Source organism: Pseudolabrys taiwanensis (genome assembly GCF_003367395.1).
Taxonomy (GTDB): Bacteria; Pseudomonadota; Alphaproteobacteria; order Rhizobiales; family Xanthobacteraceae; genus Pseudolabrys; species Pseudolabrys taiwanensis.
Window position 1 is genome coordinate 5,404,113 of sequence record NZ_CP031417.1, and the last position, 22,722, is coordinate 5,426,834.

Genomic DNA, 22,722 nt, shown 5'->3' on the forward strand with positions numbered 1-22,722 from the left:
CTGGCAATGGCCTGAGAAGGTCAGCAGGGAAGCGTCCGGACATGGCCCTTTACGGGCCTTTTTTATTGCCGCCGCGATACGGGACGATCGGAAGGACGAGGACGATGACAAAGGAAATGACCGGCGCCGAAATGGTCATCCAGGCGATGGCCGATCAGGGCGTGCAGCACCTGTTCGGCTACCCGGGCGGCGCGGTGCTGCCGATCTACGACGCGCTGTTCGCGCAGGACAAAGTCAAGCACATCCTCGTCCGCCACGAGCAGGGCGCCGTGCATGCGGCCGAAGGCTATGCGCGCTCGACCGGCAAGGTCGGCTGCGTGCTGGTCACCTCCGGCCCCGGCGCGACCAATGCGGTCACCGGTCTCACCGACGCGCTGATGGACTCGATCCCGATCGTCTGCATCACCGGCCAGGTGCCGACGCATCTCATCGGCAACGATGCGTTCCAGGAAGCCGACACCGTCGGCATCACGCGCCCGTGCACCAAGCACAATTACCTGGTCAAGCGCATCGAAGACCTGCCGCGCATCCTGCACGAGGCCTTTCATATCGCCGCGAGCGGCCGTCCAGGTCCCGTCGTCATCGATATTCCGAAGGACGTGCAGTTCGCCAAAGGCACCTACGCCAAGCCGAAGGATTTCCCGCACACCGGCTACAAGCCGCCGGTGAAAGGCGACCTCGGCCGCATCAAGGAAGCGGTCGAGTTGATGGCGCACGCCAAGCGCCCGGTGTTCTATACCGGCGGCGGCGTCATCAATTCCGGCAAGGTCGCCAGCGATCTCCTGCGCGAACTGGTGAAGCTCACCGGCTTCCCGATCACCTCGACGCTGATGGGCCTCGGCGCCTATCCGGCAGCCGATCCGCAGTGGCTCGGCATGCTGGGCATGCACGGTACGCTCGAGGCGAACATGGTCATGCACGATTGCGACGTGATGATCTGCGTCGGCGCGCGCTTCGACGATCGTATTACGGGCCGGCTGGATGCTTTCTCCCCCGGCTCGAAGAAGATCCATATCGATATCGATCCGTCGTCGATCAACAAGAACGTCAAGGCCGACATTCCGATCATCGGCGACTGCGCGCACGTCCTGGAAGACATGGTGCGGCTGTGGCGCACCGGCGCGAAGCAGGTCGACAAGAAAGTGCTGTCGATGTGGTGGACGCAGATCGACAAGTGGCGCGCACGCAAGTCGCTCGCCTACCGGCCGTCAAACGAGGTGATCAAGCCGCAATACGCTATCCAGCGGCTGTTCGAGCTAACCAAGGATCGCGACACCTACATCACGACCGAAGTCGGTCAGCATCAGATGTGGGCGGCGCAGTTCTATCACTTCCAGGAGCCGAACCGCTGGATGACGTCGGGCGGCCTCGGCACCATGGGCTATGGTCTGCCGGCTTCGGTCGGCGTGCAGCTTGCGCATCCGAAGTCGCTGGTCATCGACATTGCCGGCGAAGCCTCGGTGCAGATGACGATGCAGGAGTTGTCGACGGCGGTGCAATACCGCCTGCCGATCAAGATCTTCATCCTCAACAACGGCTACATGGGCATGGTGCGGCAGTGGCAGGAATTGCTGCATGGCGGGCGTTATTCGGAAAGCTATTCCGAGGCGCTGCCGGACTTCGTCAAGCTGGCCGACGCCATGCATGCGGTCGGCATCCGTTGCGAGAAGCCGGGCGACCTCGACCATGCGATCAAGGAAATGATCGATGTCGACCGGCCGGTGCTGTTCGACTGCATCGTCGATCCGGCCGAGAACTGCTTCCCGATGATTCCGTCGGGTCGCGCGCACAACGAAATGCTGCTCGGTGATGCCGGCGTCGCGCTCGAAGACGCGATTACCGAAGAAGGCAAGATGCTGGTGTAGACGCTGTGTGAACGTTGATGTGACCCCACACTCGGCGTCATGCGCGGGCATAGCCCGTCGGAAGACGGACGTGAACGCCCTTACGCCCCGCGCATCAATGATGAAGAACGACGAATTAAGGCCTTAGGTAAGGCTGTCTTAGCGGAAATGCCTCATGGATTGCCGGGTCAAGCCCGGCAATGACGGGCCTTGGAATCGGATCATACTCATGAACGCTCCGACGACGACCTCTCACTACCCCACCGCGCCGACGGCGCAGAAGCCGGAGAGCCATACGCTCTCGGTGCTGGTCGACAACGAACCGGGCGTGCTCGCGCGCGTGATCGGGCTGTTCTCGGGCCGCGGCTACAACATCGAGTCGCTCACGGTGTCGGAGACCGAGCATCAGAAGCACTTGTCGCTTATTACCATCGTCACCACGGGCACGCCGATGGTGATCGAGCAGATCAAGAACCAGCTCGAGCGCCTGGTGCCGATCCATCGCGTGGTCGATATGACGCTCAACGGCACGTCGATCGAGCGCGAGCTCGCCATGGTCAAGGTGCGCGGCAAGGGCGACAACCGCGTCGAGGCGCTGCGCCTCGCCGATGCGTTCCGTGCGCGCGTCATCGACGCCACGACCGAGAGCTTCGTGTTCGAGATCACCGGCAAGAGCGACAAGATCGAGCAGTTCATCGAACTGATGCTGCCGCTCGGCCTCGTCGAGGTGGCGCGCACCGGCATCGCCGCGATCAAGCGGGGCCCGGACGGGTTGTAAATGCCTTATGACCTTTTCGTCGCGCTGGTCGTTTTCGCCTTCGTCATGGCGATGACGCCCGGGCCGAACAACATCATGCTGACGGCCTCGGGCGTGAACTTCGGTTTCGCCCGCACGGTGCCGCACATGAGCGGCGTGACGATCGGTTTCCTCATCCTCGTTGCGGCCTGCGCGGCCGGGCTCGGGCTCGTGTTTACGGCGGTGCCGGTGCTTCAGATCGTGCTGAAGGTCGCGGGCGGCGCTTACATGCTGTGGCTCGCCTGGAAGGTGGCGAATGCCAAGCCATCCGATCGCGACGCCGAAACGGCGGGTGAGCCCTTGACCTTCCTGCAAGCGGCCGCCTTTCAGTGGGTGAACCCGAAGGGCGTGCTCGCCGCGCTGAGCGGCATCGCGCTGTTCATGCGGCCGGATCACGCATTGACCGATTTCGCCATCATGGCGACGGTGTACGGCGTCGCCACCTTGGCCTCTGTGACGGTCTGGACGGGCTTTGGTGTTGCGCTGCGAAAGCTGCTCGGCAATCCGCGCCACGCGCGCATCTTCAACATCGCCATGGGGCTGCTGCTGGTCGCCAGCATCGTGCCCATGGTCACGTGAGAATCCGCCATGGGACTGACGCTGCTCGCCATTCCGTTCATCCTCCTCGGTATATTCGTGCGCCCTTACGCCGAGGGCGCGGAGCGCTGCTTCAAGATCGAGCTTTTGAGCAAATCCGCCTACTGCTTCGAGCAGGCCTCCTACATGCCGGAGATCGTCAAATACGGCTGCATGGCGGTGGGGCTGGCGCTGATCTATGCCGGGCGGCGGCAGATCAAGCAGGCGCGCGGGGAGTAGGAATGCGGCCGAGGGGCTTGCCCCCGCTCCCGGAGCAACTTAGAAGCACCGCAGCGCCAGGGCAATTTTTCAAGTAAACATGGGCTGAACGAAGGATAAAACGACCATGCGTGTCTACTATGATCGCGACGCCGATCTGAACCTGATCAAGGGCAAGAAGGTGGCCGTCGTCGGCTACGGCAGCCAGGGCCATGCCCATGCGCTCAACATGCGCGATTCCGGCGTCAAGGAAGTCGTGATCGCCCTGCGCAAGGGCTCGGCCTCGGCGAAGAAGGCCGAAGGCGAGAAGTTCAAGGTGATGGAAGTCGCCGAGGCGGCGAAGTGGGCGGACGTCGTGATGATGCTCACGCCGGACGAACTGCAGGGCGACATCTATCGCGATCACCTGCATGCCAACATGAAGAACGGCGCGGCGCTCTTGTTCGCGCACGGCCTCAACGTGCACTTCAACCTGATCGAGCCGCGCGCCGACATCGACGTGCTGATGGTCGCGCCGAAGGGCCCGGGCCACACCGTGCGCGGCGAATATCAGCGCGGCGCCGGCGTGCCGTGCCTCATCGCGATCCACAAGGACGCGTCGGGCAATGCGCATGACCTCGGCCTCTCTTACGCGTCGGCGATCGGCGGCGGCCGCGCCGGCATCATCGAGACGACGTTCAAGGAAGAGTGCGAGACCGACCTGTTCGGCGAACAGGCCGTGCTCTGCGGCGGCGTGGTCGAGTTGATGAAGGCCGGCTACGAGACCTTGTGCGAAGCCGGTTACGCGCCGGAGATGGCGTACTTCGAGTGCATCCACGAGATGAAGCTGATCGTCGATCTGATCTACCAGGGCGGCATCGCCAACATGAACTACTCGGTGTCGAACACCGCCGAGTACGGCGAATACGTCACCGGCCCGCGCATCATCACGGCCGAGACCAAGGCGGAGATGAAGCGCGTGCTCGACGACATCCAGTCGGGCCGTTTCACCCGCGACTGGATGCTCGAGAACAAGGTCAACCAGACCTCGTTCAAGGCGACGCGCGCCAAGCTCGCCGAGCACTCGGTCGAGCAGGTCGGCGCCAAGCTGCGCGAGATGATGCCCTGGATCAAGCAGGGCGCGCTGGTCGACAAGTCGAAGAACTGATGTCTGTGCTGCGCATTGCAGCCTTTGCAGCGGCCGCCCTCACCGGGGCGGCCGTTTGCGCATCGGCACAGGAGCAAAGCGCCCCCGAGCCGGGATGTGACGGCTCGACCTACGAGATGGTCGAGTGCCTGAAGGGCAAGACGGCGCAGTGGGACAAGCGTCTGAACGCGGCCTACAAGAGCGCGCTCGATGCCGCGCAAGGCAAGCAGCGTGAGCAACTCCGCACGGCGCAGCGGCTGTGGCTGCAATACCGCGATGCCAATTGCCTTTATTACGGTTTGGGCGAGGGCACGATCGCCCGCATCGAGGCCGGCGATTGCATGCTGCGGATGACCAAGTCCCGCGCGCTGGAGCTCGAGGGCAAGGACGAGGGCAACTGAGATCCGTCAGGCCCGGCACATGACCGGGCATAAGGCCGACGCTAGCGGCTGGTGCGCCGCGTCTCAATTCTTTGCCACAGCGCCTGCGCCACATCTTCCGCCGTCGTGCCGCCATTCGAGGCCTCGGCATTCGCCTTGCGCATCGTCTCGACATCGATGGCGCCGATGAGCGGCTTCAACGCAGCGATCAGCTTCCGGTCATTCGCGCGCTTGGGCGACAGCAGCAGGATCGCGTCATACGGCGGGATGACGTGCTTGACGTCCTCGAGCACAACGAGGTCATTGGTCGCGACCCGGCCGTCGCTGGTGTAGGCGGAAATCACGTCGGCCTCGCCGGCGGCGATCGCCGGATACATGAACTCGGCCTGCAGCGCGAGGCGTGAGCGGAAGCTCAGGCCGTAGGTCTCCCGCAACGCCTTCCATTCCGGGCGGCCGAAGAATTCGTAGTCGCTGGCGATCGTGAGGTTGCCGGCATGGGCGGCGAGATCGGCGATGGTGCGAATGCCGAGTTGTTCCGCTTTGTCGCGGCGCATCGCCAGGGCATAGGCGTTCTCAAAGCCGAGGTTGCCGAGCAGACGCACGCCATAGGTCGCTTTCAGCCACTGCCGCAGGGCATCCAAGACTTTGCCGCGCGAGGGAACATCGTCGCGGTGCATGCGATTGGTCCAGATCGTGCCGGAGTAGTCGACGGCGACGTCGATCTCGTTGTTCGCCAGCGCGTCGAACAACACATTGGAGCCCAATCCCTGCCGCGTTTCGGCGGAGAGGCCGGCCGCCGCGAGGCGCTGGTCGATGAGCGCGGCGAGCACGTATTGCTCGGTGAACGTCTTGGCGCCGACGACGTAAGTCGCATGCGGCCGTGCGTAGCCGGGAAGGAGGGCCGCGACTGTCAGCGCGACGAGGCCGGCCGCACCGCCGAGGATGGGCAAAACCATGCGCCGCCCGGCGCCGAACTGGATGAGCGCAAGAAGCTGGTCGACCGCGAGCGCCAGCACGGCGGCCGCGACGCAGCCGAACACGACGAACACCCAGTTCTGCGTTTGCAGGCCGGTGAAGATGTAATTGCCGAGGCTCGTCTGGCCGATCGGCGTCGACAGCGTCGCGGTGCCGATGACCCACACGGCGGCGGTGCGGATGCCGGCCATGATCACCGGCAGCGCCAGCGGCAATTCGATCTCGCTCAAGATCCGGCGCGGACTCATACCGATCACCCGCGCGGCCTCGCGGTAACGCGGGTCGAGCCCCTGCAGGCCCGTCACCGTATTCCGCAGAACCGGCAGCATTGCGTAAAGCGCTAGCGCCAGGACCGAGGGCAGAAAGCCCAGGGCCGAGAAACCGAGGCCAAACACCCGCTCGGCGAGCGCCGAGAGCGCGAGCAGCACGGGATAGAACAGCGCCAGCAAAGCGAGGCCGGGGATGGTCTGTACCACGCTCGCAACGGCGAGCAGCACGCCACGCAAAAGCGGTCGACGGATCGACAGGAAGGCCAGCGGCAGACTGACGGCAAGGCCAAGGGCGAGCGCGGTGACGCTTACGAGTACATGGCCGCCCAGATAGTCGGGCAGCCGTGCAAGCGCCTCCGCAAGGCGAGGGTCGAGGTTCATTGCGTCCATCATGACCGGGTTTGCAACGAGCGAGCAAGCCGCTAGGTTGCCCGCGTCACGGGAGTTCGGTCGGGAATGGTGAGCCAGACGACAAGCGGCGCAGCGGCTGTCGCATTGAACGAGGTCGACGTCGCTTTCCGCCTGGCGCAAGGCGGCACCTATCGCGCGGTCGAGCGTGCGACGCTCACGGTGGCCGATGGCGAGTTCGTCGCCATTGTCGGCCCGACCGGGTGCGGCAAGTCGACGCTTCTCAACATCGCCGCCGGCTTGCTGACGCCCTTCGCCGGGCAGGTGGAAGTGTTCGGCGCGTCGCTGTCCGGCCTCAACCATCAGGCCGGCTATCTCTTCCAGGCCGATGCGCTGTTCCCTTGGAAGACCGCGCTCGAGAATGTCGCCATCGGGCCCGAAACCGCCGGCACGCCCGCGAGCGAGGCGAGGCCGCGCGCGCGCGAGTGGCTCAAGCGCGTCGGGCTGGGCGCTTTCGCCGACCGTTATCCGCACATGCTCTCGGGCGGCCAGCGCAAGCGCGTCGGTCTGGCGCAAGTGCTGATCCGCGATCCCAAGATCCTGCTGATGGACGAGCCGTTCGGCCCGCTCGATGCCCAGACGCGGCAGATCATGGGCAACCTGCTGCTCGATCTCTGGAGCGCCGACCGCAAGGCGGTTCTGTTCGTCACGCACGATCTGGAGGAGGCGATCGCTTTGTCCGACCGGGTGGTGATCATGTCGGCGGGGCCGTCGGCACGGATCATCGGCGACTGGCGCGTGACGCTGCCGCGCCCGCGCGATATCTCCGAAATCAAGCTCGACCCCGCCTTCCACCAATTGCACCGCGACATCTGGCACACGCTGAAGGCCGAGGTCGTGAAGGGCTACGCGCAGACGGAGGGGGCGTGATCATGTCGCGGCTGACGCTTCTCGTTCTTCAAATCCTCGTCGCCGTCGTCACCGTCGCGCTGTGGCACGGGCTCACCACCTATCCGATCTTCGGCAAGATCCTGTTGCCGCCGTTCTTCTTCTCGACGCCGGTCGACGTCGCCAAACAGGTCGTCGACTGGTTCGTCTCCGGCGTGATCTGGAAGCATCTCTGGGTCACGTTGAGCGAGTCGATCCTTGCCTTCGTGCTGGGTTCGATCGGCGGCGTGCTGGTCGGCTTCTGGTTCGCCCGCCAGCCAAGGACGGCCGCCGTGTTCGATCCTTATGTGAAGATGGTCAACGCGCTGCCGCGCGTCGTACTCGCGCCGATCTTCACGCTCTGGTTCGGCCTCGGCATCTGGTCGAAGGTCGCGCTCGGCATCACGCTGGTGTTCTTCATCGTGTTCTTCAACGTCTATCAAGGCGTCAAGGAAGTGAGCCCGACCGTGCTCGCCAACGGCCGCATGCTCGGCATGAACGAGCGCCAGCTCATGCGTCATGTCTATTGGCCGTCGGCGATGTCCTGGATGTTCTCCTCGTTGCACACGTCGGTGGGCTTTGCCGTCGTCGGCGCGGTGGTGGGCGAATATCTCGGCGCCGCCGCCGGGCTCGGCTATCTGATCCAGCAGGCGGAAGGTGTGTTCGACGTCGCCGGCGTATTCGCCGGCATGTTCGTGCTCGCAGCCTTCGTGATCGTCATCGACCTCCTGGTGTCCGTCGTGGAGAAACGTCTCCTGGTCTGGCGGCCGGCGGTGGGCGAGGGCCGGGTCTAGCGTTGATCGTCATGGCCGGCACAAGGCCGGGCATGGCGGCGGAGACGCCTAGGCAGGGCCGGTACGCTGGCTTATCGTGCGCCCCGAAACGGCCCGGGGGCGAAGGCCGCATTTGAACGGAGGAAACGCATGTCCCTGAAATTCATCCGGCGCACCATTGCCGCCGCCGCGGTGCTCGCGCTGTCGAGCGGCGCCGCGCTCGCGCAATCGAAGGTCACCCTGGCGGTCGGCGGCGGCGCCTGTCTGTGCTACCTGCCGACCATGCTGGCCAAGGCGCTCGGCGAGTACGAGAAGGCCGGCGTGAATGTCGAGGTCGTCGACTTCAAAGGCGGCTCGGAAGCCCTCAAGGCGGTGATCGGCGGTTCGGCCGACGTCGTGTCCGGCTACTTCGACCACTGCGTCAATCTCGCGGCCAAGGGCCAGCACCTCCAGGCCTTCGTGGTCTATGACCGCTTCCCCGGCCTCGCGCTCGTCGTTTCGCCCAAGCACACGGGCGACATCAAATCGGTGAAGGACCTCGCCAACAAGAAGGTGGGCGTCAGCGCGCCGGGCTCGTCGACGGACTTCTTCCTCAAATACATCCTGCGGAAGAATGGCGTCGATCCGAATTCCGTGGGCGTCATCGGCGTCGGTCTCGGCGCGACCGCCGTCGCCGCCATGGAGCAGGGGCAGATCGACGCCGCCGTCATGCTCGATCCCGCCATCACCGTTCTGCAAAACAAGAACAATGACCTGCGGATCCTGAGCGACACGCGCACGCAGCACGACACATTGGAAGTGTTCGGCGGCGAGTATCCGGGCGGGGCGCTCTATACCCGCGCCGACTGGATCGCCGGTCACGAGAAGGAAGTGCAGGCGATGACCAATGCGATCATCGCGACGCTCAAGTGGATCCACAGCCACACACCGGAGGAGATCGCCGCAAAGATGCCGCCGGAATATGTCGGCAAGGACAAGCCGGGCTACATCGCGGCGCTCAAGAACACGTTGCCAATGTATTCGGAAACCGGCCTGATGGACCCGAAGGGCGCGCAGGCGGTGCTGACGGTGTTCTCGCAATCGTCGCCGGACGTGGCCAAAGCCAATATCGACCTGTCCAAGACCTACACCAACAAGTACGTCGAGGCAGCGAAGAAGTAAGTAATTTAATCCCTCTCTGTGAGGGAAAGGCTGTATTGTTTAGGCCTCGTGGTCTGAGACGCGTCGCTTGCGACGGTTCTCACCATGAGGCCTAACTTTTTCCCTCATCCTGAGGAGCCCGCGGAGCAGGCGTCTCGAAGGGTGAGGCCATGGCAGTGCCCCGTCTGAAATGAACCTCCTCTCCATCCAATCACATGTCGCCTACGGCCACGCCGGCAATTCGGCGGCCGTGTTTCCGCTACAACGCCTGGGCGTCGAGGTGTGGCCGGTCCACACCGTGCAGTTCTCCAACCACACCGGCTACGGCAGTTGGAAGGGCGAGGTATTCGGCGCCGGACTGATCAAGGATGTCGTGGCCGGTATCGACGAGCGCGACGTGCTCGGCGAGTGCGACGGCGTGCTGTCCGGCTATATGGGCGGGGCGGATATCGGCAATGCCATCCTCGACGCCGTCGCGACCGTCCGCCGGGCGAATCCGTCGGCGCATTATTGCTGCGATCCCGTCATTGGCGACGTCGGCCGCGGCGTGTTCGTGCGGCCCGGTATCCCGGAGTTCATGAAAGAGAAGGCGTTGCCGGCCGCCGACATCGTCACGCCCAACCAGTTCGAACTCGACTACCTGTCCGGCCGCGCGAGCGCCACCGTGGCCGAGGCGCGCGACGCGGTCAAAGCGCTGCACGATCTGGGACCGCGCGTGGTGCTGGTCACCTCGCTGCACACGGAAAAGACGCCGGAGGACGCGATCGATCTTCTGGCCTCCGATGAAACCGGTATGGTTCTGCTGCGTACGCCGTGCCTGCCGATCAGTGTCAACGGCGCCGGCGATGCGATCGCCGCGATGTTCTTCGTGCATTACCTGCGTAGCGGCAACATCGGAGAAGCGATGGCGCGCGCGGGCTCGGCGATCTTCGGCATTTTGAGCAAGACCGTCGAGGAGGGGGAGCGCGAGATCCAGATCGTCACCGCGCAGGACGAGATCGTCAATCCGACGCGCCTGTTCGAAGTGCAGGAGTTCGGTACGTGACGGCCGACGTGTCGTTGTTCCATGTTGATCGGCTTGAGCTGAGGTTCGAACAAAAGCCATGGCGCTTCGCGCAGGAGCGGCGAGACGAGATCGCGGCCTATTTCGCCGAGCTGCAGCGGCAAAAGCCTGCCATCTGGAACGGCCGCATACTTTTGCTGCACCACCATGAGATCGATGGCGGCGCGTTCCGGGGCGCTTATCTTGAAACCGACTACGCCAGCTTCTCGGCGTGGTCCGCCTGGGGCATGCCGCCTGCCGGCGTGTGCAATTGCTTCGGCGCCGCGGCGATTATTGCCGCCGACAATGCGGTGTTGCTCGGGGTCATGGGCGCGCACACGGCCAACGCCGGCCTCATCTACTTCCCCTGCGGCACGCCCGATCCGAACGACATCTTCGACGGCAAAGTCGATCTCGGCGCCAGCGTCGTCCGCGAACTCGCGGAGGAGACCGGTTGCGAAATCGATGCGTTCGTCGTCGAGCCGGGCTGGATCGTGGTGCGGCAGGGCGACCGCATCGCGCAGATCAAAGTCTTACGCAGTGCCGAGACGGCCGATGCGCTGCGCGCGCGCATGCTCGAACATCTCGCGCGTGAAGAGCAGCCCGAACTGGCGGACATTTATATCGTGCGCGGGTCGCGCGATTACCGCCCGGCCATGCCGCCCTATGTGATCGCCTTTCTGGAACATCACTTCGATCGGGCGTAACCTCCGGCTGACGCAGGAGGGCCCATGAAGCTCGAAAATTTCGCCGACCGTTTTCGCATCGACAAGCCGGCCAAGTTCCGCCTCGCCGATCACGATCCGTCCGATTGTTGCGGACTGACGATCGATAAGAGCGATGCGAAGGCATTGCTTGCCGAGGGCATCGAGCGCCTGACCGATCTGCAGCAGCGCCTCTATGCCAGCGACCGCTGGTCGGTCCTGATCGTGCTGCAGGCGATGGATGCCGCCGGCAAGGACAGCCTGATCAAACACGTGATGAGCGGGCTCAATCCGCAAGGCGTCGAGGTCACCTCGTTCAAGCAGCCGAGCGCGGAGGAACTCGATCACGATTTCCTCTGGCGCATTGCCAAGCGGGTGCCGGAGCGCGGCCGCATCGGCATCTTCAACCGCTCGCATTACGAGGAGGTCCTGGTCACGCGTGTGCATCCGGACCTGTTGGAGAAGCAGAGGCTGCCGAAGGAGATCGACCGCAAGACGATCTGGCAGGACCGCTTCGACGACATCCGCGCTTTCGAGCGGCATCTGACCCGCAACGGTACGTTGATCCTTAAGTTCTTCCTCAACGTGTCGCGCGCGGAACAGCGCAAACAGTTTCTCCAGCGCATCGACGATCCGACCAAGCACTGGAAGTTCTCGATGAGCGATGTCACCGAGCGCGAGCTGTGGCCGAAATACATGGCGGCTTACGAAGAGATGATTCGCGAGACCAGCACGCCGGAAGCGCCGTGGTTCGTCGTGCCGGCCGACAACAAGTGGTTCACGCGCATGGTCGTGGCGGCCGCGCTGGTCAAGGCGTTCGACGGGCTGAAGCTGGAATATCCGAAGGTCGAGGGCGCGGCGTTGAAGGAACTCCAAGCGGCGCGCAAGACGCTGGAGTCCGAGCGCGATCAATAATTTTTGAGCGGATGTCAGGTACGGCTGTCGTCGTCCGTACTCTATAATGCCTCCAATCGGCCGACGCGCTGCGCAGGCGTGCGTGAGCGCGGGCGGTTGCACATCAGTGAGGCGGATCATGCAGTATGCGCTCACGATCAACGGCAAGAGTCACACCGTCGACGTCGACGAGGATACGCCCTTACTCTGGGTGCTCCGCGACACGGTCAATCTCAAGGGAACCAAATTCGGCTGCGGCGCAGGACTGTGCGGGGCTTGCACGGTGCACCTCGACGGCGCGCCAACTCGCGCCTGCCAGACCGCGATATCCGACGTCGGCAAGGCGTCGATCACGACCATCGAAGGGGTCGGCGAGACGCCGGTCGGCGCGCGCCTGCAGAAGGCCTGGCTCGACGTCGACGTTGTTCAGTGCGGCTATTGCCAGGCGGGCCAGATCATGTCGGCGGCCGCCTTGCTGGCGCAGAACAAGTCCCCGAGCGACAGCGATATCGACGCCGCGATGGATGGCAACATCTGCCGCTGCGCGACCTATTCGCGCATTCGTCAGGCGATCAAGCAGGCGGCGGGCGCCGATTTCGGCGCCCTCGGCCCGCAGCGGAAGGGAGCCTGAGCCATGCTGCGCAATTCTCACGCCTCCGACCGCCAAGCTTCTGCTCTGGTCGCGGAACCGTTGTCGCAGGCGGCGGCTGTGCCGACATCGCGGCGCGGCTTTCTGAAGGTCGGCGCTGTCGCGGGCGGCGGCTTCCTGCTCAGCCTCACCTTGCCCGCCGCCGTGCGCGCGGCCGTTAACGGCGCCACCGCGAGCAACGGCGTCCTGAACGCCTACGTCGAGATCACGCCGGACAATATCGTCACGATCATGTCCAAGAATCCGGAAATCGGGCAGGGCATCAAGACGATGCTGCCGATGATCATCGCGGATGAATTGGACGTCGATTGGAAGCAGGTGCGCATCGCCCAGGCGCCGCTCAATCCGGCACTGTACGGGCGTCAGTTCGCCGGCGGCAGCCAGGCGACGCCGATGAACTGGGATCCGCTGCGCAAGGTTGGTGCGGCGGCCCGGCAGATGCTGGTCACGGCGGCGGCGCAGCGCTGGGGCGTGTCCACGAGCGAATGCTCCACGACCTCCGGCATGGTGCATCACCAGACCTCCGGCCGGACGCTGGACTACGGCGCGCTGGCTGTCGACGCGGCCAAGCTGCCGGCGCCCGCGCTCGATTCGGTCAAACTCAAGGATCCCAAGGACTACAAGATCATCGGCCGCTCGGTGCCGGGCGTCGATAGCCCGAAAGTGGTCAAGGGCGAGCCGCTTTTCGGCATCGATCAAACCCTGCCGGGCATGCTCTACGCCGTGTTCCAGAAATGCCCGGTGTTCGGCGGCAAGGTCGCAAGTGCCAACGTCGACGACATCAAGAAGATGCCGGGCGTTCGTCATGCTTTCGTGGTCGAAGGCGGCAACGATCTGCAAGGCCTGATGCCCGGCGTTGCCATCGTCGCCGATAGCTGGTGGCGGGCGGAGAAAGCCCGCCGCAAGCTGCAGGTGACCTGGGACGAGGGCGCGACCGCCCAGCAAAGCACCGACGGCTTTGCGCGTCAGGCCGCCGCGCTCGGCGCCAAGGCGCCGGCAACCAGCCTGCGCAACGACGGCGACGTTGCCGCCGCGCTCAAGGGGGCGGCGAAGGTCGTGGAGGCGAGCTACTCCTATCCCTTCATTGCCCACGCACCGCTCGAGCCGATGAACTGCACCGCGCATGTGCAGGGGGACGGCGTCACTTTGTGGGCGCCGACACAGAATCCGGGGCCGGGGCGTTCGCTCGTATCGCAAACGCTCGGCATTCCCGAAAGCAAAGTGACCGTGAACATGACGCGCTGCGGCGGCGGTTTCGGCCGACGTCTGGACAGCGACTTCATGGCGGAAGCGGCGTGGATCTCGAAAGTCGCCGGTGCGCCGGTGAAGCTCGTGTGGACGCGTGTCGACGACATGCAGCACGACTTCTACCGGCCGGCCGGTTGGCACTTCCTCAAAGGCGGCGTGGACGACAAGGGTACGCTCGTTGCCTGGCAGCAGCATTTCGTCAGCTTCGGCCGCAACGGTCAGTTCGCACGCTCGGCCAATATGGAGACGACCATCTTCCCGGCCGGGCGCGTGCCGAACCTGTCGATGGGGACTTCGCTGATGGAGTTCGGCATCCCGACGGGGCCATTGCGCGCGCCGGGCTCGAACGCGCTCGCCTTCGTCTTCCAGTCCTTCATTGACGAGATGGCGCATGCCGCGGGCAAGGACCCGCTGCAGTTCCAGATCGACCTGCTGGGCAAGGACGAACTGCTGCCGGGCCGCGGCGCCGGCTTCAGCACCGGCCGCGCGCGCGGCGTGTTGGAGAAAGCGCGCGAGGTCTCAGGCTGGGGGCAGCGCACCTTGCCGGCACGCACGGGCATGGGCGTCGGCTTTTACTACAGCCATCTTGGCTACTTCGCCGAAGTCGTCGAGGTTGCCGTCGCTAATGATGGGCAGATCAAGATCAACAAGGTGTGGGCTGTCGGCGATGTCGGCAGCCATGTCATCAATCCGACGGCGGCGGAGAACGTCACGCAAGGCGGCGTGCTGGACGGTCTCGGCGAGGCGCTGAACCAGAAGATCACGATCGAGAAAGGCCGCGTCGTCGAAGAGAACTTCGACAGCTTCCAGCCGCTACGGCTGACGCAGGCAGCGCCGGTCGAAGTGCATTTCGTCACGACCAATAATCCGCCGACCGGTCTCGGCGAGCCGCCTTTGCCGCCGGCGATCCCGGCGCTCTGCAACGCGATCTTCGCGGCGACGGGCAAGCGCATCCGTTCGCTGCCGATCGATACGGAAATGTTGAGGGCGTGAGCTCGCCACGTGCTCCGCTCATTCCCGCGCAAGCGGGAATCCTGAACCGAGTCCCCGCTTGCGCGGGGACGAGCGGGGATGGCTACCACACGCCGGGCACCAGCCGGAAGCGCACCTTGCTGCAATACTCGACGTAGCCCTTCAGGTCGCGCTTGAGCACACGCTCCTCGTCCAGCAGCCGCCACGCGAAGATGGCGATCAGCGGAATGACCAGCAGCAGGCTCCAATATGATCCGAGGGCGAGCGGCGTCAGTCCCAACATCAAGAGCGCGCCGGAATACATCGGGTGACGCACGTAAGCATAAGGTCCGGTGCTGATGACGGGCTGGCCGACGCCGGTCGTGATCGTCGCCGCCGCATAGCTGTTCACCGACAGCACATAGCAGACGAGCGCATAGGACAGCAGAACAGCGATGTCGGCGGCGATGACCAGCCATGCGGGCACGTGCGACCAGCTGAACAGATGATCGATGCCGGGCAGGGCGAACAGCAGCACGACGCAGACCGAGGCGGCCGACATGATGAGCTTCTGGCTCTTTTCGGTTTCCGCCGTGGGGCCGACGGCGAGGCGCCGTTCGACCAGCGCCGGGTCGGTTTTGAGGAAATACAACGAGCCGCCGAGCGTGAAACCGGCAAACAGGGCCCAATAGAGCCAGCCCTGCCAGTAGCGCAGGCTCAGGGATGGCAGCATGATGAGGACCCCAAGGGCCACGATGAACTTGGCCGAGCTTGCCAGTGTGCGGCGCTTCAGGGCGGGGCTGGCGTGCGAGGTGGGGGTCATCAGCGGGCTCCGGCATTTAACGCGCAGGACAGCGTCTGGTTTGGCCGCAAACCGTCAGCAATGCTGACCTAATCAGCCGCTTGCGCCGGCCGTGACCAATCGGCTAGAAACCCCAATATCCGGTGGCCGCTTAACGCGGGCTTTACCGGAATCGGCGACCGTCAGGGTCGTTATTGAGGGTACTTGAGCCAATGCCGACGCGGCAGACCATCTGCGCGATCGACCCGGCGGCCGCCATGGCCAAGCCGGCGGCTACCCTTATTCTGGGCACGCTCCTTCTCCTTACCCGCCCCTGAGGGCCGGCTGGGCATTGCGCCTGGGCACTCGGGGGATCGCGGTTAGATGAGCAAACCCCAATAGAGCGCCGACAACCAGACCGGCGCAGGATTTTGAGAAGGACAATTCCAATGACGAACCCGACCCCGTCCGACAAGGACCGCGTCGTCATCTTCGACACCACCTTGCGCGACGGCGAGCAGTGCCCCGGCGCCACCATGACCCACGAGGAGAAGCTCGAGGTCGCCGAGCTGCTCGACACCATGGGCGTCGACATCATCGAGGCCGGTTTCCCGATCGCGTCCGAAGGCGACTTCGCGGCGGTGCGCGAGATCGCGCAGCGCTCGAAGAACGCCGTGATCTGCGGCCTCTCGCGGGCGGCCTTCAAGGACATCGACCGCTGCGCCGAGGCGATCAAGCCGGCCAAGCGCAAGCGCATCCATACCTTCCTGTCCACCTCGCCGGTGCACATGAAGTACAAGCTGCAGAAGGAGCCACACGAGGTCTACGAGATGGTGATCGCGCAGGTCACCCGTGCACGCAGCCACACCGATGATGTCGAGTGGTCGTCGGAAGACGGCACGCGCACCGAGATCGACTTCCTCTGCCGCTGCGTCGAGGCCGCCATCAAAGCCGGCGCGACCACGATCAACATCCCCGACACCGTCGGCTACACGACGCCGGACGAGTACTTCAATCTGTTCAAGACGGTGATCGAGCGCGTGCCGAACTCGGACAAGGCCGTGTTCTCGACGCACTGCCATAACGACCTCGGCATGGCGGTCGCCAATTCGCTCGCCGGCGTGCGCGGCGGCGCGCGTCAGATCGAGTGCACGATCAACGGCATCGGCGAGCGCGCCGGCAATGCCGCGCTCGAAGAGGTCGTGATGGCGATCAAGACGCGCAACGACGTCTTCCCCTACGCGACCGGCATCGATTCGACGATGCTGACGCGTGCCTCCAAGCTCGTCTCGGCGGCGACGTCGTTCCCGGTGCAATACAACAAAGCGATCGTCGGCCGGAACGCCTTCGCGCATGAGAGCGGCATTCACCAGGACGGCATGCTCAAGAACGCGCAGACCTACGAGATCATGACGCCGGACTCGGTCGGCGTGAAACAGACCTCGCTGGTCATGGGCAAACACTCCGGCCGCCATGCCTTCGTACACAAGCTGGAAGAGCTCGGTTATCAGTTGGCCGCCAACCAGCTCGAAGATGCCTTCGTCCGCTTCAAGGCGCTGGCCGACCGCAAGAAGCAGATCTACGACGAAGACATCGAGGCGTTGGTCGACGAGGAGATTGCGACCGCGCATGACCGCGTGAAGATCGTCTCCCTGACGGTGATTGCGGGCACCATGGGGCCGCAGACCGCGACCCTGACTGCCGACATCGAAGGCAAGCACATCACGACACAGTCGACGGGGAACGGGCCTGTGGATGCGATTTTCAACGCGATCCATAAATTGGTACCGCACGAGGCCAAACTCGAGCTCTATCAGGTGCACGCGGTAACCGAAGGCACAGACGCGCAGGCAGAAGTGTCGGTGCGGTTGTCGGAAGGCGGCCGCTCTTATACCGCCCGCGGCGCCGATCCAGACACCTTGGTTGCCTCGGCCAAGGCTTATCTCGGCGCGCTCAACAAGCTCACCTCGAAGAGCAGCCGGACCCCGTCCGTCGAGGGCCGTATTCATGCCAACGATGCCGGCTAAGACTCGTCAGCAACGGTAAGAAGACCTAACGCCGCGTCCCACCACGACGCGGCGTTTTGCATTTCGGTATTTGGTTCCCCATGGAACCCAAAAATCTTATTTCGTCCGTATTTCGTTCGCGCTCCCGGCGGATTGTGACAGTACTCCAACGCGCAATCGCTCAATGGGGACCACACAAGAATGAAACGCATCTTACGCGTGAGCGCCTTCGCGCTCGCGATGACTGGCTTGTTGCCGGCACTTCCCGTTCAGGCCGCCAGCTATGGCATGGCCGAAACGCAGAAGGCGTCAATCGACGTGGCCCGCATCAAGGCGGTGTTGCACCTGACCGCCGAGCAGGAGCCGTACTGGGCGCCGGTGGAGGCTGCGCTGCGCGATCTGGCGCGCCGTCAAGCATCGAGCGAGTCCGACGGTCTGATGCGCCGCATCAGCCGCAAGGTCGTGTCCGTGGTTCTCGACAGCGCCGCGGTTCAGCGGCTCGCGGTCGCGGCACGTCCGTTGATCGCCAAGCTTGATATGCAGCAGATGCAGGCGGCGAACGGCCTCGCGCAGGAGATGGGTCTCGGCCCGGTGGTTGCTGCGCTGCGATAACAGTTTCATTCGCATTGCAAAATGTGTAGCGGCGGATTTTTCCGCCGCTTTTTTTATTGATTGGCCTTCGCAGCGCGACGCTTCGCTTTTCGTCTACCTTGCCGCGCAAGCTGTTTAATGTCAGCTTGACGGAACAAAAACGTTCAAAGAGCCCAACCGAGGCTCTCGACCGGAGGAAACGTCTATGCGCAAGTTGCTTCTTGCGGCGGCTGCGGCTGCCTTGATCGCTGTGCCGGGCGCCGCGTTCGCGCAGCAGCCGATCGTCATCAAATTCAGCCACGTCGTTGCGCCGGACACGCCGAAGGGCAAGGGCGCCGAGAAGTTCAAGGAGCTTGCCGAGAAGTACACCAACGGCAAGGTGAAGGTCGAAGTCTATCCGAACTCGACTCTCTACAAGGACAAGGAAGAACTCGAGGCGCTGCAGCTCGGCGCGGTGCAGATGCTGGCGCCGTCGAACTCCAAGTTCGGCCCGATCGGCATCAGGGAATTTGAGGTGTTCGACCTGCCGTTCCTGCTGCCGAGCCTCCAGGCGCTGCGCAAGGTGACCGAAGGTCCGATCGGCAAGAAGATGCTGCATCTGATGGATGCCAAGGGCATGGTGGGCTTGGCCTACTGGGACAACGGCTTCAAGCAGATGAGCGCCAACAAGCCGCTCAAGACGCCCGCCGACTATAAGGGCCTGAAGTTCCGCATTCAGTCGTCGAAAGTGCTCGAGGCGCAGTTCCGCACGCTCGGTGCCATTCCGCAGGTGATGGCGTTCTCCGAAGTCTATCAGGCGCTGCAGACGGGCGTGGTCGACGGCCAGGAGAACACCTGGTCGAACATCTATACCCAGAAGATGCACGAAGTGCAGAAGTACATCACCGAAACCAACCACGGCTACATCGGCTACGTGGTGGTCGTGAACAAGAAGTTCTGGGACGGCCTGCCGGCCGATGTGCGCGGCCAGCTTGAAAAGGCGATGGCGGAAGCGACCCAGTTCGCCAACAACCAGTCGGCCAAGGAGAACGAGGACGCGAAGGCGGACATCGTGAAGTCCGGCAAGACCACGATCCTGACGCCGACCGCCGCGGAACTCGCCGACATGCGCAAGGCGATGGCGCCGCTTTACGACGACATGGGCAAGCGCGTCGGCAAGCAGCTCATCGAGGATGTCGTCAAGACGGTCGGCAGCGGCTCGTAAGGCGATAGCGGAGCCGCGGGTCCGGGCCCGCGGCTCTTCGCTCCGAGAAAAACAGGCGGGCAGCGAGAGGGGCGCGGCCCGCTCTTCAATCGTCAGACAGGCATTGATCGCCGCGGTGACGAGGCAATCCCCGTCAGTGCACGAGGCGCCGATGTTTCTTCGCATCCTCGACCGGCTCGAGGAGATCCTGATCGCAACGCTGATCGCCGCCGCGACGTTATTGATCTTCGTCGCGGTCGTGCAGCGTTATGCGGTCGGCGTCTCCTGGCTCTATCCGCTGGTCTACCACATCGACCTGACCTGGGCGCAGGAGCTGTGCATCTACATGTTCGTGTGGATGGCGAAGTTCGGCGCCGCCTACGGCGTGCGCACCGGTATCCATGTCGGCGTCGACGTGGTGGTGAACATGCTGGAGCCGCCGGGGCGCAAGAAGATCATCTTGTTCGGCCTTCTGTGTGGCGCGCTGTTCACGGCGATCGTCGGCACGATGGGCGCCAAGTTCGTCATCGAACTGTACCCGACCGGCCAGGTGTCGCCGGACATGGAGATGCCGCGCTGGATCGTGTTCCTGTGCGTGCCGCTCGGCTCTTACCTGATGTGCTTCCGCTTCCTCCAGGTCGCCTGGCATTTCTGGCAGACCGGCGAATTGCCCCACCACGACCCCGGCCATGTCGAAGGCGTGGTCGAAAGCCCGGCGGCCGCGCGCGATCTGCGCGCGGAAGAGCTCGCCAGCACGCCGCCGAGGACCTGACGCGATGAACGCCGCCATCATTTTCGGATTGTTGATCGCGCTGATGCTGACCGGCATGCCGATCTCGATCGCGCTCGGCCTGACCGTGCTCTCCTTCCTCTTCGTCATGACGCAGGTGCCGATCGAGTCGGTCGCGCTCAAGCTCTTCACCGGCATCGAGAGCTTCGAGATCATGGCGATCCCGTTCTTCATCCTCGCCGGCAACTTCCTCACCCACGGCGGTGTGGCGCGGCGCATGATCAATTTCGCCGCCTCCATGGTCGGCCACTGGTACGGCGGTCTCGGCTTGGCGGCGGTGGTCGCCTGCGCGTTGTTCGCGGCGATCTCCGGCTCGTCGCCGGCGACCGTGGTGGCGATCGGCGCCATCCTGATCCCGGCGATGGTCAATGCCGGCTATCCCAAGCGCTTCGGCGCCGGCGTGATCGCCACCTCGGGCGCGCTCGGCATCCTCATTCCGCCGTCGATCGTCATGGTGCTCTACGCGGTCTCGACCGGCGGCAGCATGGCGATCGATCCCGAAGGCAAGCGCGTCCTGTCGGCGTCGGTCGGCCAGCTGTTCATGGCCGGTGTCATTCCGGGCCTGATGCTCGCCTTCTTGCTCGGCGCGACGACGTTCTATCGCGCCTGGAAGAACGACTATCCGCGCATGAAACGCGCGACCTGGCTCGAGCGCTTCAAGGCGTTCCGCGATTCGATCTGGGGGCTGCTGCTGATCGTCATCGTGCTTGGCGGCATCTATGCCGGTCTGTTCACGCCGACGGAAGCGGCGGCGGTGAGCGCCGTCTATGCCTTCATCATCGCGGTCTTCGTCTATCGCGATCTCAAGCTCTCGGAAGTGCCGAAGGTGCTGCTCGCCTCGGCCAATATGAGCGCGATGATCCTCTACATCATCACCAACGCGGTGCTCTTCTCGTTCCTGATGACGAGCGAACAGATTCCGCAGGCGATGACGGCATGGCTGAAAGGCAGCGGCATCGGCTGGGTCGAGTTTCTGCTGATCGTCAACGTGCTGTTGCTGGTTGCCGGCAACGTGATGGAGCCGTCATCCATCGTACTGATCACCGCGCCGATCCTGTTTCCCATCGCGGCGGGACTCGGCATTCACCCGGTGCATCTCGGCATTCTGATGACCGTGAACATGGAAGTGGGTTTGTGCCATCCGCCGGTCGGACTCAATCTGTATGTCGCATCCGGCATCGCCAGGATGGGCATCACCGAATTGACCATCGCGACATGGCCCTGGCTCGTGACGATGCTCATCTTCCTCGCGCTCGTGACTTACATTCCAGAGCTGTCGCTGTGGTTGCCGCGCGTTCTCGGTATGCTGTAGCGCGACGCTGTTTATCTTCGTAACACGGTGTATCGCCGTCGATGAACGGCGGTACATCTACATTGCTTGCCGTTAATATCTGTCCAAAGCTTAACTTGATAAGGCAACGCGACCTTTCTCTACTGGTGACATCAAAAACGCCATTGGAGGTGGCCATGTTGAAGTATGTTCTTGCCGGCACGACCGCGCTGGCGATCGCCGGTGCGTCCCTTGCCTACGCGCAGCAGCCGGGCGCCGATGCGCCGCGCCGCGGGCCGCAGTGGAAGGCCGAGGACATCACCGCTATGGGCGACGCGCGCATCGCGGCGCTGAAAGCCGGCCTCAAGCTGACGCCGGACCAGGAAAAGAATTGGCCCGCGGTCGAGACCGCGATGCGCGATCTGGCCAAGCAGCGGTCCGAACGCTTTGCGGCGCGCGCCAGTGCTGAAAAGCCGAAGGACCCGATCGAGCGTTTGGGTTTGCGCGGCCAGATGATGCAGGAGCGCGGCACGGCGCTGAAGAAGCTCGCTGACGCGGCAGGCCCGCTCTACAAGAGCCTCGACGCCAGCCAAAAGCGCCGCTTCATGGTGCTGGCCCGTCTCGACGTCCGCGACGGCATGATGCGCCACCACGGCTGGCGCCATCACCACCGCGGCGGCCAGGGCCCCGGCGAGCGCGGTCCGATGGCTCCCGAGGGCGGTCCGCGGGCGCAGTAGCCCTCACGCGTGGCAGGCGGCGAGCGGGCGCGCTTGTCCCCGGGGCGCCCCGTCGCCGACCTAAGAGCCGCCGGGTTTGGCCCGGCGGCTTTTTTCTTTGTGGTTCAAGGGCATTGGCGCGTCACTTCGGCGTCACTAAGTCTGGACAGCGCGGTTTTGCTTTGCTAAGTGACGCGCGCTTCTGGGGTTTCGGCCCCGGCCGGCAATCCGGGCGCTTAGCTCAGTTGGTAGAGCAGCTGACTCTTAATCAGCGGGTCGTAGGTTCGATCCCTACAGCGCCCACCATTCGACGGGTTCGTTTTTCTGAGCTCGTCGATCGTGTTCCGGACCCCGGGTCCAGACACCACACCCACCCCGTGGCCGAAGAGGCGGAACGTGCCGCAGGTTTTTCTGCATGGCCGTCGCGGGTGTAAAATCATCAATGACCCGCTAAGCGAGCGTGATGGCCGGTGACGGCGTCCATCCGACCAGGAACTCGCCAGCCTGATCCAGTCGATTGCAGA

Annotated in this window: 22 protein-coding genes and 1 tRNA gene; 21 read left to right on the plus strand and 2 right to left on the minus strand. The window is 64.0% G+C overall.

Translation table 11 applies throughout. From position 1 onward, the window contains the following. The first annotated feature begins 104 nt into the window (after positions 1-104). The 6 genes from DW352_RS25695 to DW352_RS25720 all read left to right on the plus strand — a co-directional run bounded on the left by DW352_RS25695 (position 105) and on the right by DW352_RS25720 (position 4,962). Complete coding sequence (locus DW352_RS25695) at positions 105-1,865, plus strand: acetolactate synthase 3 large subunit (RefSeq protein ID WP_115694002.1); 1,761 nt, start codon at positions 105-107, stop codon at positions 1,863-1,865. 208 nt (positions 1,866-2,073) lie between these two features. Then, the gene (ilvN, locus tag DW352_RS25700; RefSeq protein ID WP_115694604.1) at positions 2,074-2,622 is read left to right on the plus strand and encodes an acetolactate synthase small subunit; all 549 of its coding nucleotides are present in this window, start codon (positions 2,074-2,076) and stop codon (positions 2,620-2,622) included. Next, positions 2,623-3,219, plus strand: coding sequence for a LysE family translocator (locus tag DW352_RS25705; protein ID WP_115694003.1), 597 nt, complete (start codon positions 2,623-2,625; stop codon positions 3,217-3,219). A 9-nt stretch (positions 3,220-3,228) separates the two neighbouring features. Next, positions 3,229-3,456, plus strand: a complete 228-nt coding sequence (locus DW352_RS25710) for a hypothetical protein (protein WP_115694004.1) — start codon at positions 3,229-3,231, stop codon at positions 3,454-3,456. 106 nt (positions 3,457-3,562) lie between these two features. Beyond that, positions 3,563-4,582, plus strand: coding sequence for a ketol-acid reductoisomerase (gene ilvC, locus DW352_RS25715; RefSeq protein ID WP_115694005.1), 1,020 nt, complete (start codon positions 3,563-3,565; stop codon positions 4,580-4,582). Beyond that, positions 4,582-4,962, plus strand: coding sequence for a lysozyme inhibitor LprI family protein (locus tag DW352_RS25720; protein ID WP_162827206.1), 381 nt, complete (start codon positions 4,582-4,584; stop codon positions 4,960-4,962). Before ilvC ends, DW352_RS25720 begins: the two co-directional genes overlap by 1 nt. A 41-nt stretch (positions 4,963-5,003) precedes the next feature. Here DW352_RS25720 and DW352_RS25725 read toward each other — a convergent pair whose 3' ends face one another. Continuing rightward, positions 5,004-6,566: an ABC transporter permease/substrate-binding protein gene (locus DW352_RS25725; RefSeq protein WP_210209897.1), complete on the minus strand. Its 1,563-nt coding sequence runs from the start codon at positions 6,564-6,566 to the stop codon at positions 5,004-5,006. Positions 6,567-6,641: 75 nt separating this feature from the next. Between DW352_RS25725 and DW352_RS25730 the strand changes: the two genes are divergently transcribed. The 8 genes from DW352_RS25730 (at position 6,642) to DW352_RS25765 (ending at position 14,903) form a co-directional block, all read left to right on the plus strand. Beyond that, positions 6,642-7,463 carry an ABC transporter ATP-binding protein gene (locus DW352_RS25730; RefSeq protein ID WP_115694007.1) on the plus strand — a complete coding sequence of 274 codons (822 nt, stop codon included), beginning with the start codon at positions 6,642-6,644 and terminating at the stop codon, positions 7,461-7,463. Positions 7,464-7,465: 2 nt separating this feature from the next. Then, entirely contained in the window at positions 7,466-8,254 is a 789-nt protein-coding gene (locus tag DW352_RS25735) for an ABC transporter permease (RefSeq protein WP_115694008.1), read from the plus strand. Between the two features lie 129 nt (positions 8,255-8,383). Then, the gene (locus DW352_RS25740; RefSeq protein ID WP_115694009.1) at positions 8,384-9,394 is read left to right on the plus strand and encodes an ABC transporter substrate-binding protein; all 1,011 of its coding nucleotides are present in this window, start codon (positions 8,384-8,386) and stop codon (positions 9,392-9,394) included. A 169-nt stretch (positions 9,395-9,563) separates the two neighbouring features. After that, entirely contained in the window at positions 9,564-10,418 is an 855-nt protein-coding gene (gene pdxY, locus DW352_RS25745; RefSeq protein ID WP_115694010.1) for a pyridoxal kinase PdxY, read from the plus strand. Further along, positions 10,415-11,122: an NUDIX hydrolase gene (locus tag DW352_RS25750; RefSeq protein ID WP_245434252.1), complete on the plus strand. Its 708-nt coding sequence runs from the start codon at positions 10,415-10,417 to the stop codon at positions 11,120-11,122. Before pdxY ends, DW352_RS25750 begins: the two co-directional genes overlap by 4 nt. 24 nt (positions 11,123-11,146) lie before the next feature. Next, positions 11,147-12,034, plus strand: a complete 888-nt coding sequence (locus tag DW352_RS25755) for a polyphosphate kinase 2 family protein (protein ID WP_115694011.1) — start codon at positions 11,147-11,149, stop codon at positions 12,032-12,034. A 118-nt stretch (positions 12,035-12,152) separates the two neighbouring features. After that, positions 12,153-12,644 (plus strand): (2Fe-2S)-binding protein, encoded by a 492-nt coding sequence (locus DW352_RS25760; protein WP_115694012.1) that lies wholly within the window; start codon positions 12,153-12,155, stop codon positions 12,642-12,644. A 3-nt stretch (positions 12,645-12,647) separates the two neighbouring features. Further along, positions 12,648-14,903 (plus strand): xanthine dehydrogenase family protein molybdopterin-binding subunit, encoded by a 2,256-nt coding sequence (locus tag DW352_RS25765; protein ID WP_115694013.1) that lies wholly within the window; start codon positions 12,648-12,650, stop codon positions 14,901-14,903. Positions 14,904-14,985: 82 nt separating this feature from the next. On the opposite strand, the gene DW352_RS25770 is transcribed toward DW352_RS25765, so the two are convergent. Continuing rightward, on the minus strand, positions 14,986-15,684 hold the full coding sequence (locus DW352_RS25770) for a methyltransferase family protein (protein WP_115694014.1): 699 nt from the start codon (positions 15,682-15,684) through the stop codon (positions 14,986-14,988). A 407-nt stretch (positions 15,685-16,091) separates the two neighbouring features. Here DW352_RS25770 and DW352_RS25775 point away from each other — a divergent pair, with 407 nt between their 5' ends. The 7 genes from DW352_RS25775 (at position 16,092) to DW352_RS25805 (ending at position 22,504) form a co-directional block, all read left to right on the plus strand. Further along, positions 16,092-17,669 (plus strand): 2-isopropylmalate synthase, encoded by a 1,578-nt coding sequence (locus DW352_RS25775; protein ID WP_115694015.1) that lies wholly within the window; start codon positions 16,092-16,094, stop codon positions 17,667-17,669. Between the two features lie 180 nt (positions 17,670-17,849). Further along, positions 17,850-18,260 (plus strand): hypothetical protein, encoded by a 411-nt coding sequence (locus DW352_RS25780; protein WP_115694016.1) that lies wholly within the window; start codon positions 17,850-17,852, stop codon positions 18,258-18,260. Between the two features lie 184 nt (positions 18,261-18,444). Further along, positions 18,445-19,443, plus strand: a complete 999-nt coding sequence (locus tag DW352_RS25785; RefSeq protein ID WP_115694017.1) for a TRAP transporter substrate-binding protein — start codon at positions 18,445-18,447, stop codon at positions 19,441-19,443. A 151-nt stretch (positions 19,444-19,594) separates the two neighbouring features. Continuing rightward, the gene (locus DW352_RS25790) at positions 19,595-20,194 is read left to right on the plus strand and encodes a TRAP transporter small permease (RefSeq protein ID WP_115694607.1); all 600 of its coding nucleotides are present in this window, start codon (positions 19,595-19,597) and stop codon (positions 20,192-20,194) included. Between the two features lie 4 nt (positions 20,195-20,198). After that, positions 20,199-21,524 (plus strand): TRAP transporter large permease, encoded by a 1,326-nt coding sequence (locus DW352_RS25795; RefSeq protein ID WP_115694018.1) that lies wholly within the window; start codon positions 20,199-20,201, stop codon positions 21,522-21,524. 155 nt (positions 21,525-21,679) lie between these two features. Next, a complete protein-coding gene (locus tag DW352_RS25800; protein ID WP_115694019.1) occupies positions 21,680-22,219 on the plus strand; it encodes a Spy/CpxP family protein refolding chaperone in 540 nt (179 codons plus the stop codon). A 209-nt stretch (positions 22,220-22,428) separates the two neighbouring features. Continuing rightward, positions 22,429-22,504, plus strand: a tRNA-Lys gene (locus DW352_RS25805). Positions 22,505-22,722: the final 218 nt, after the last annotated feature.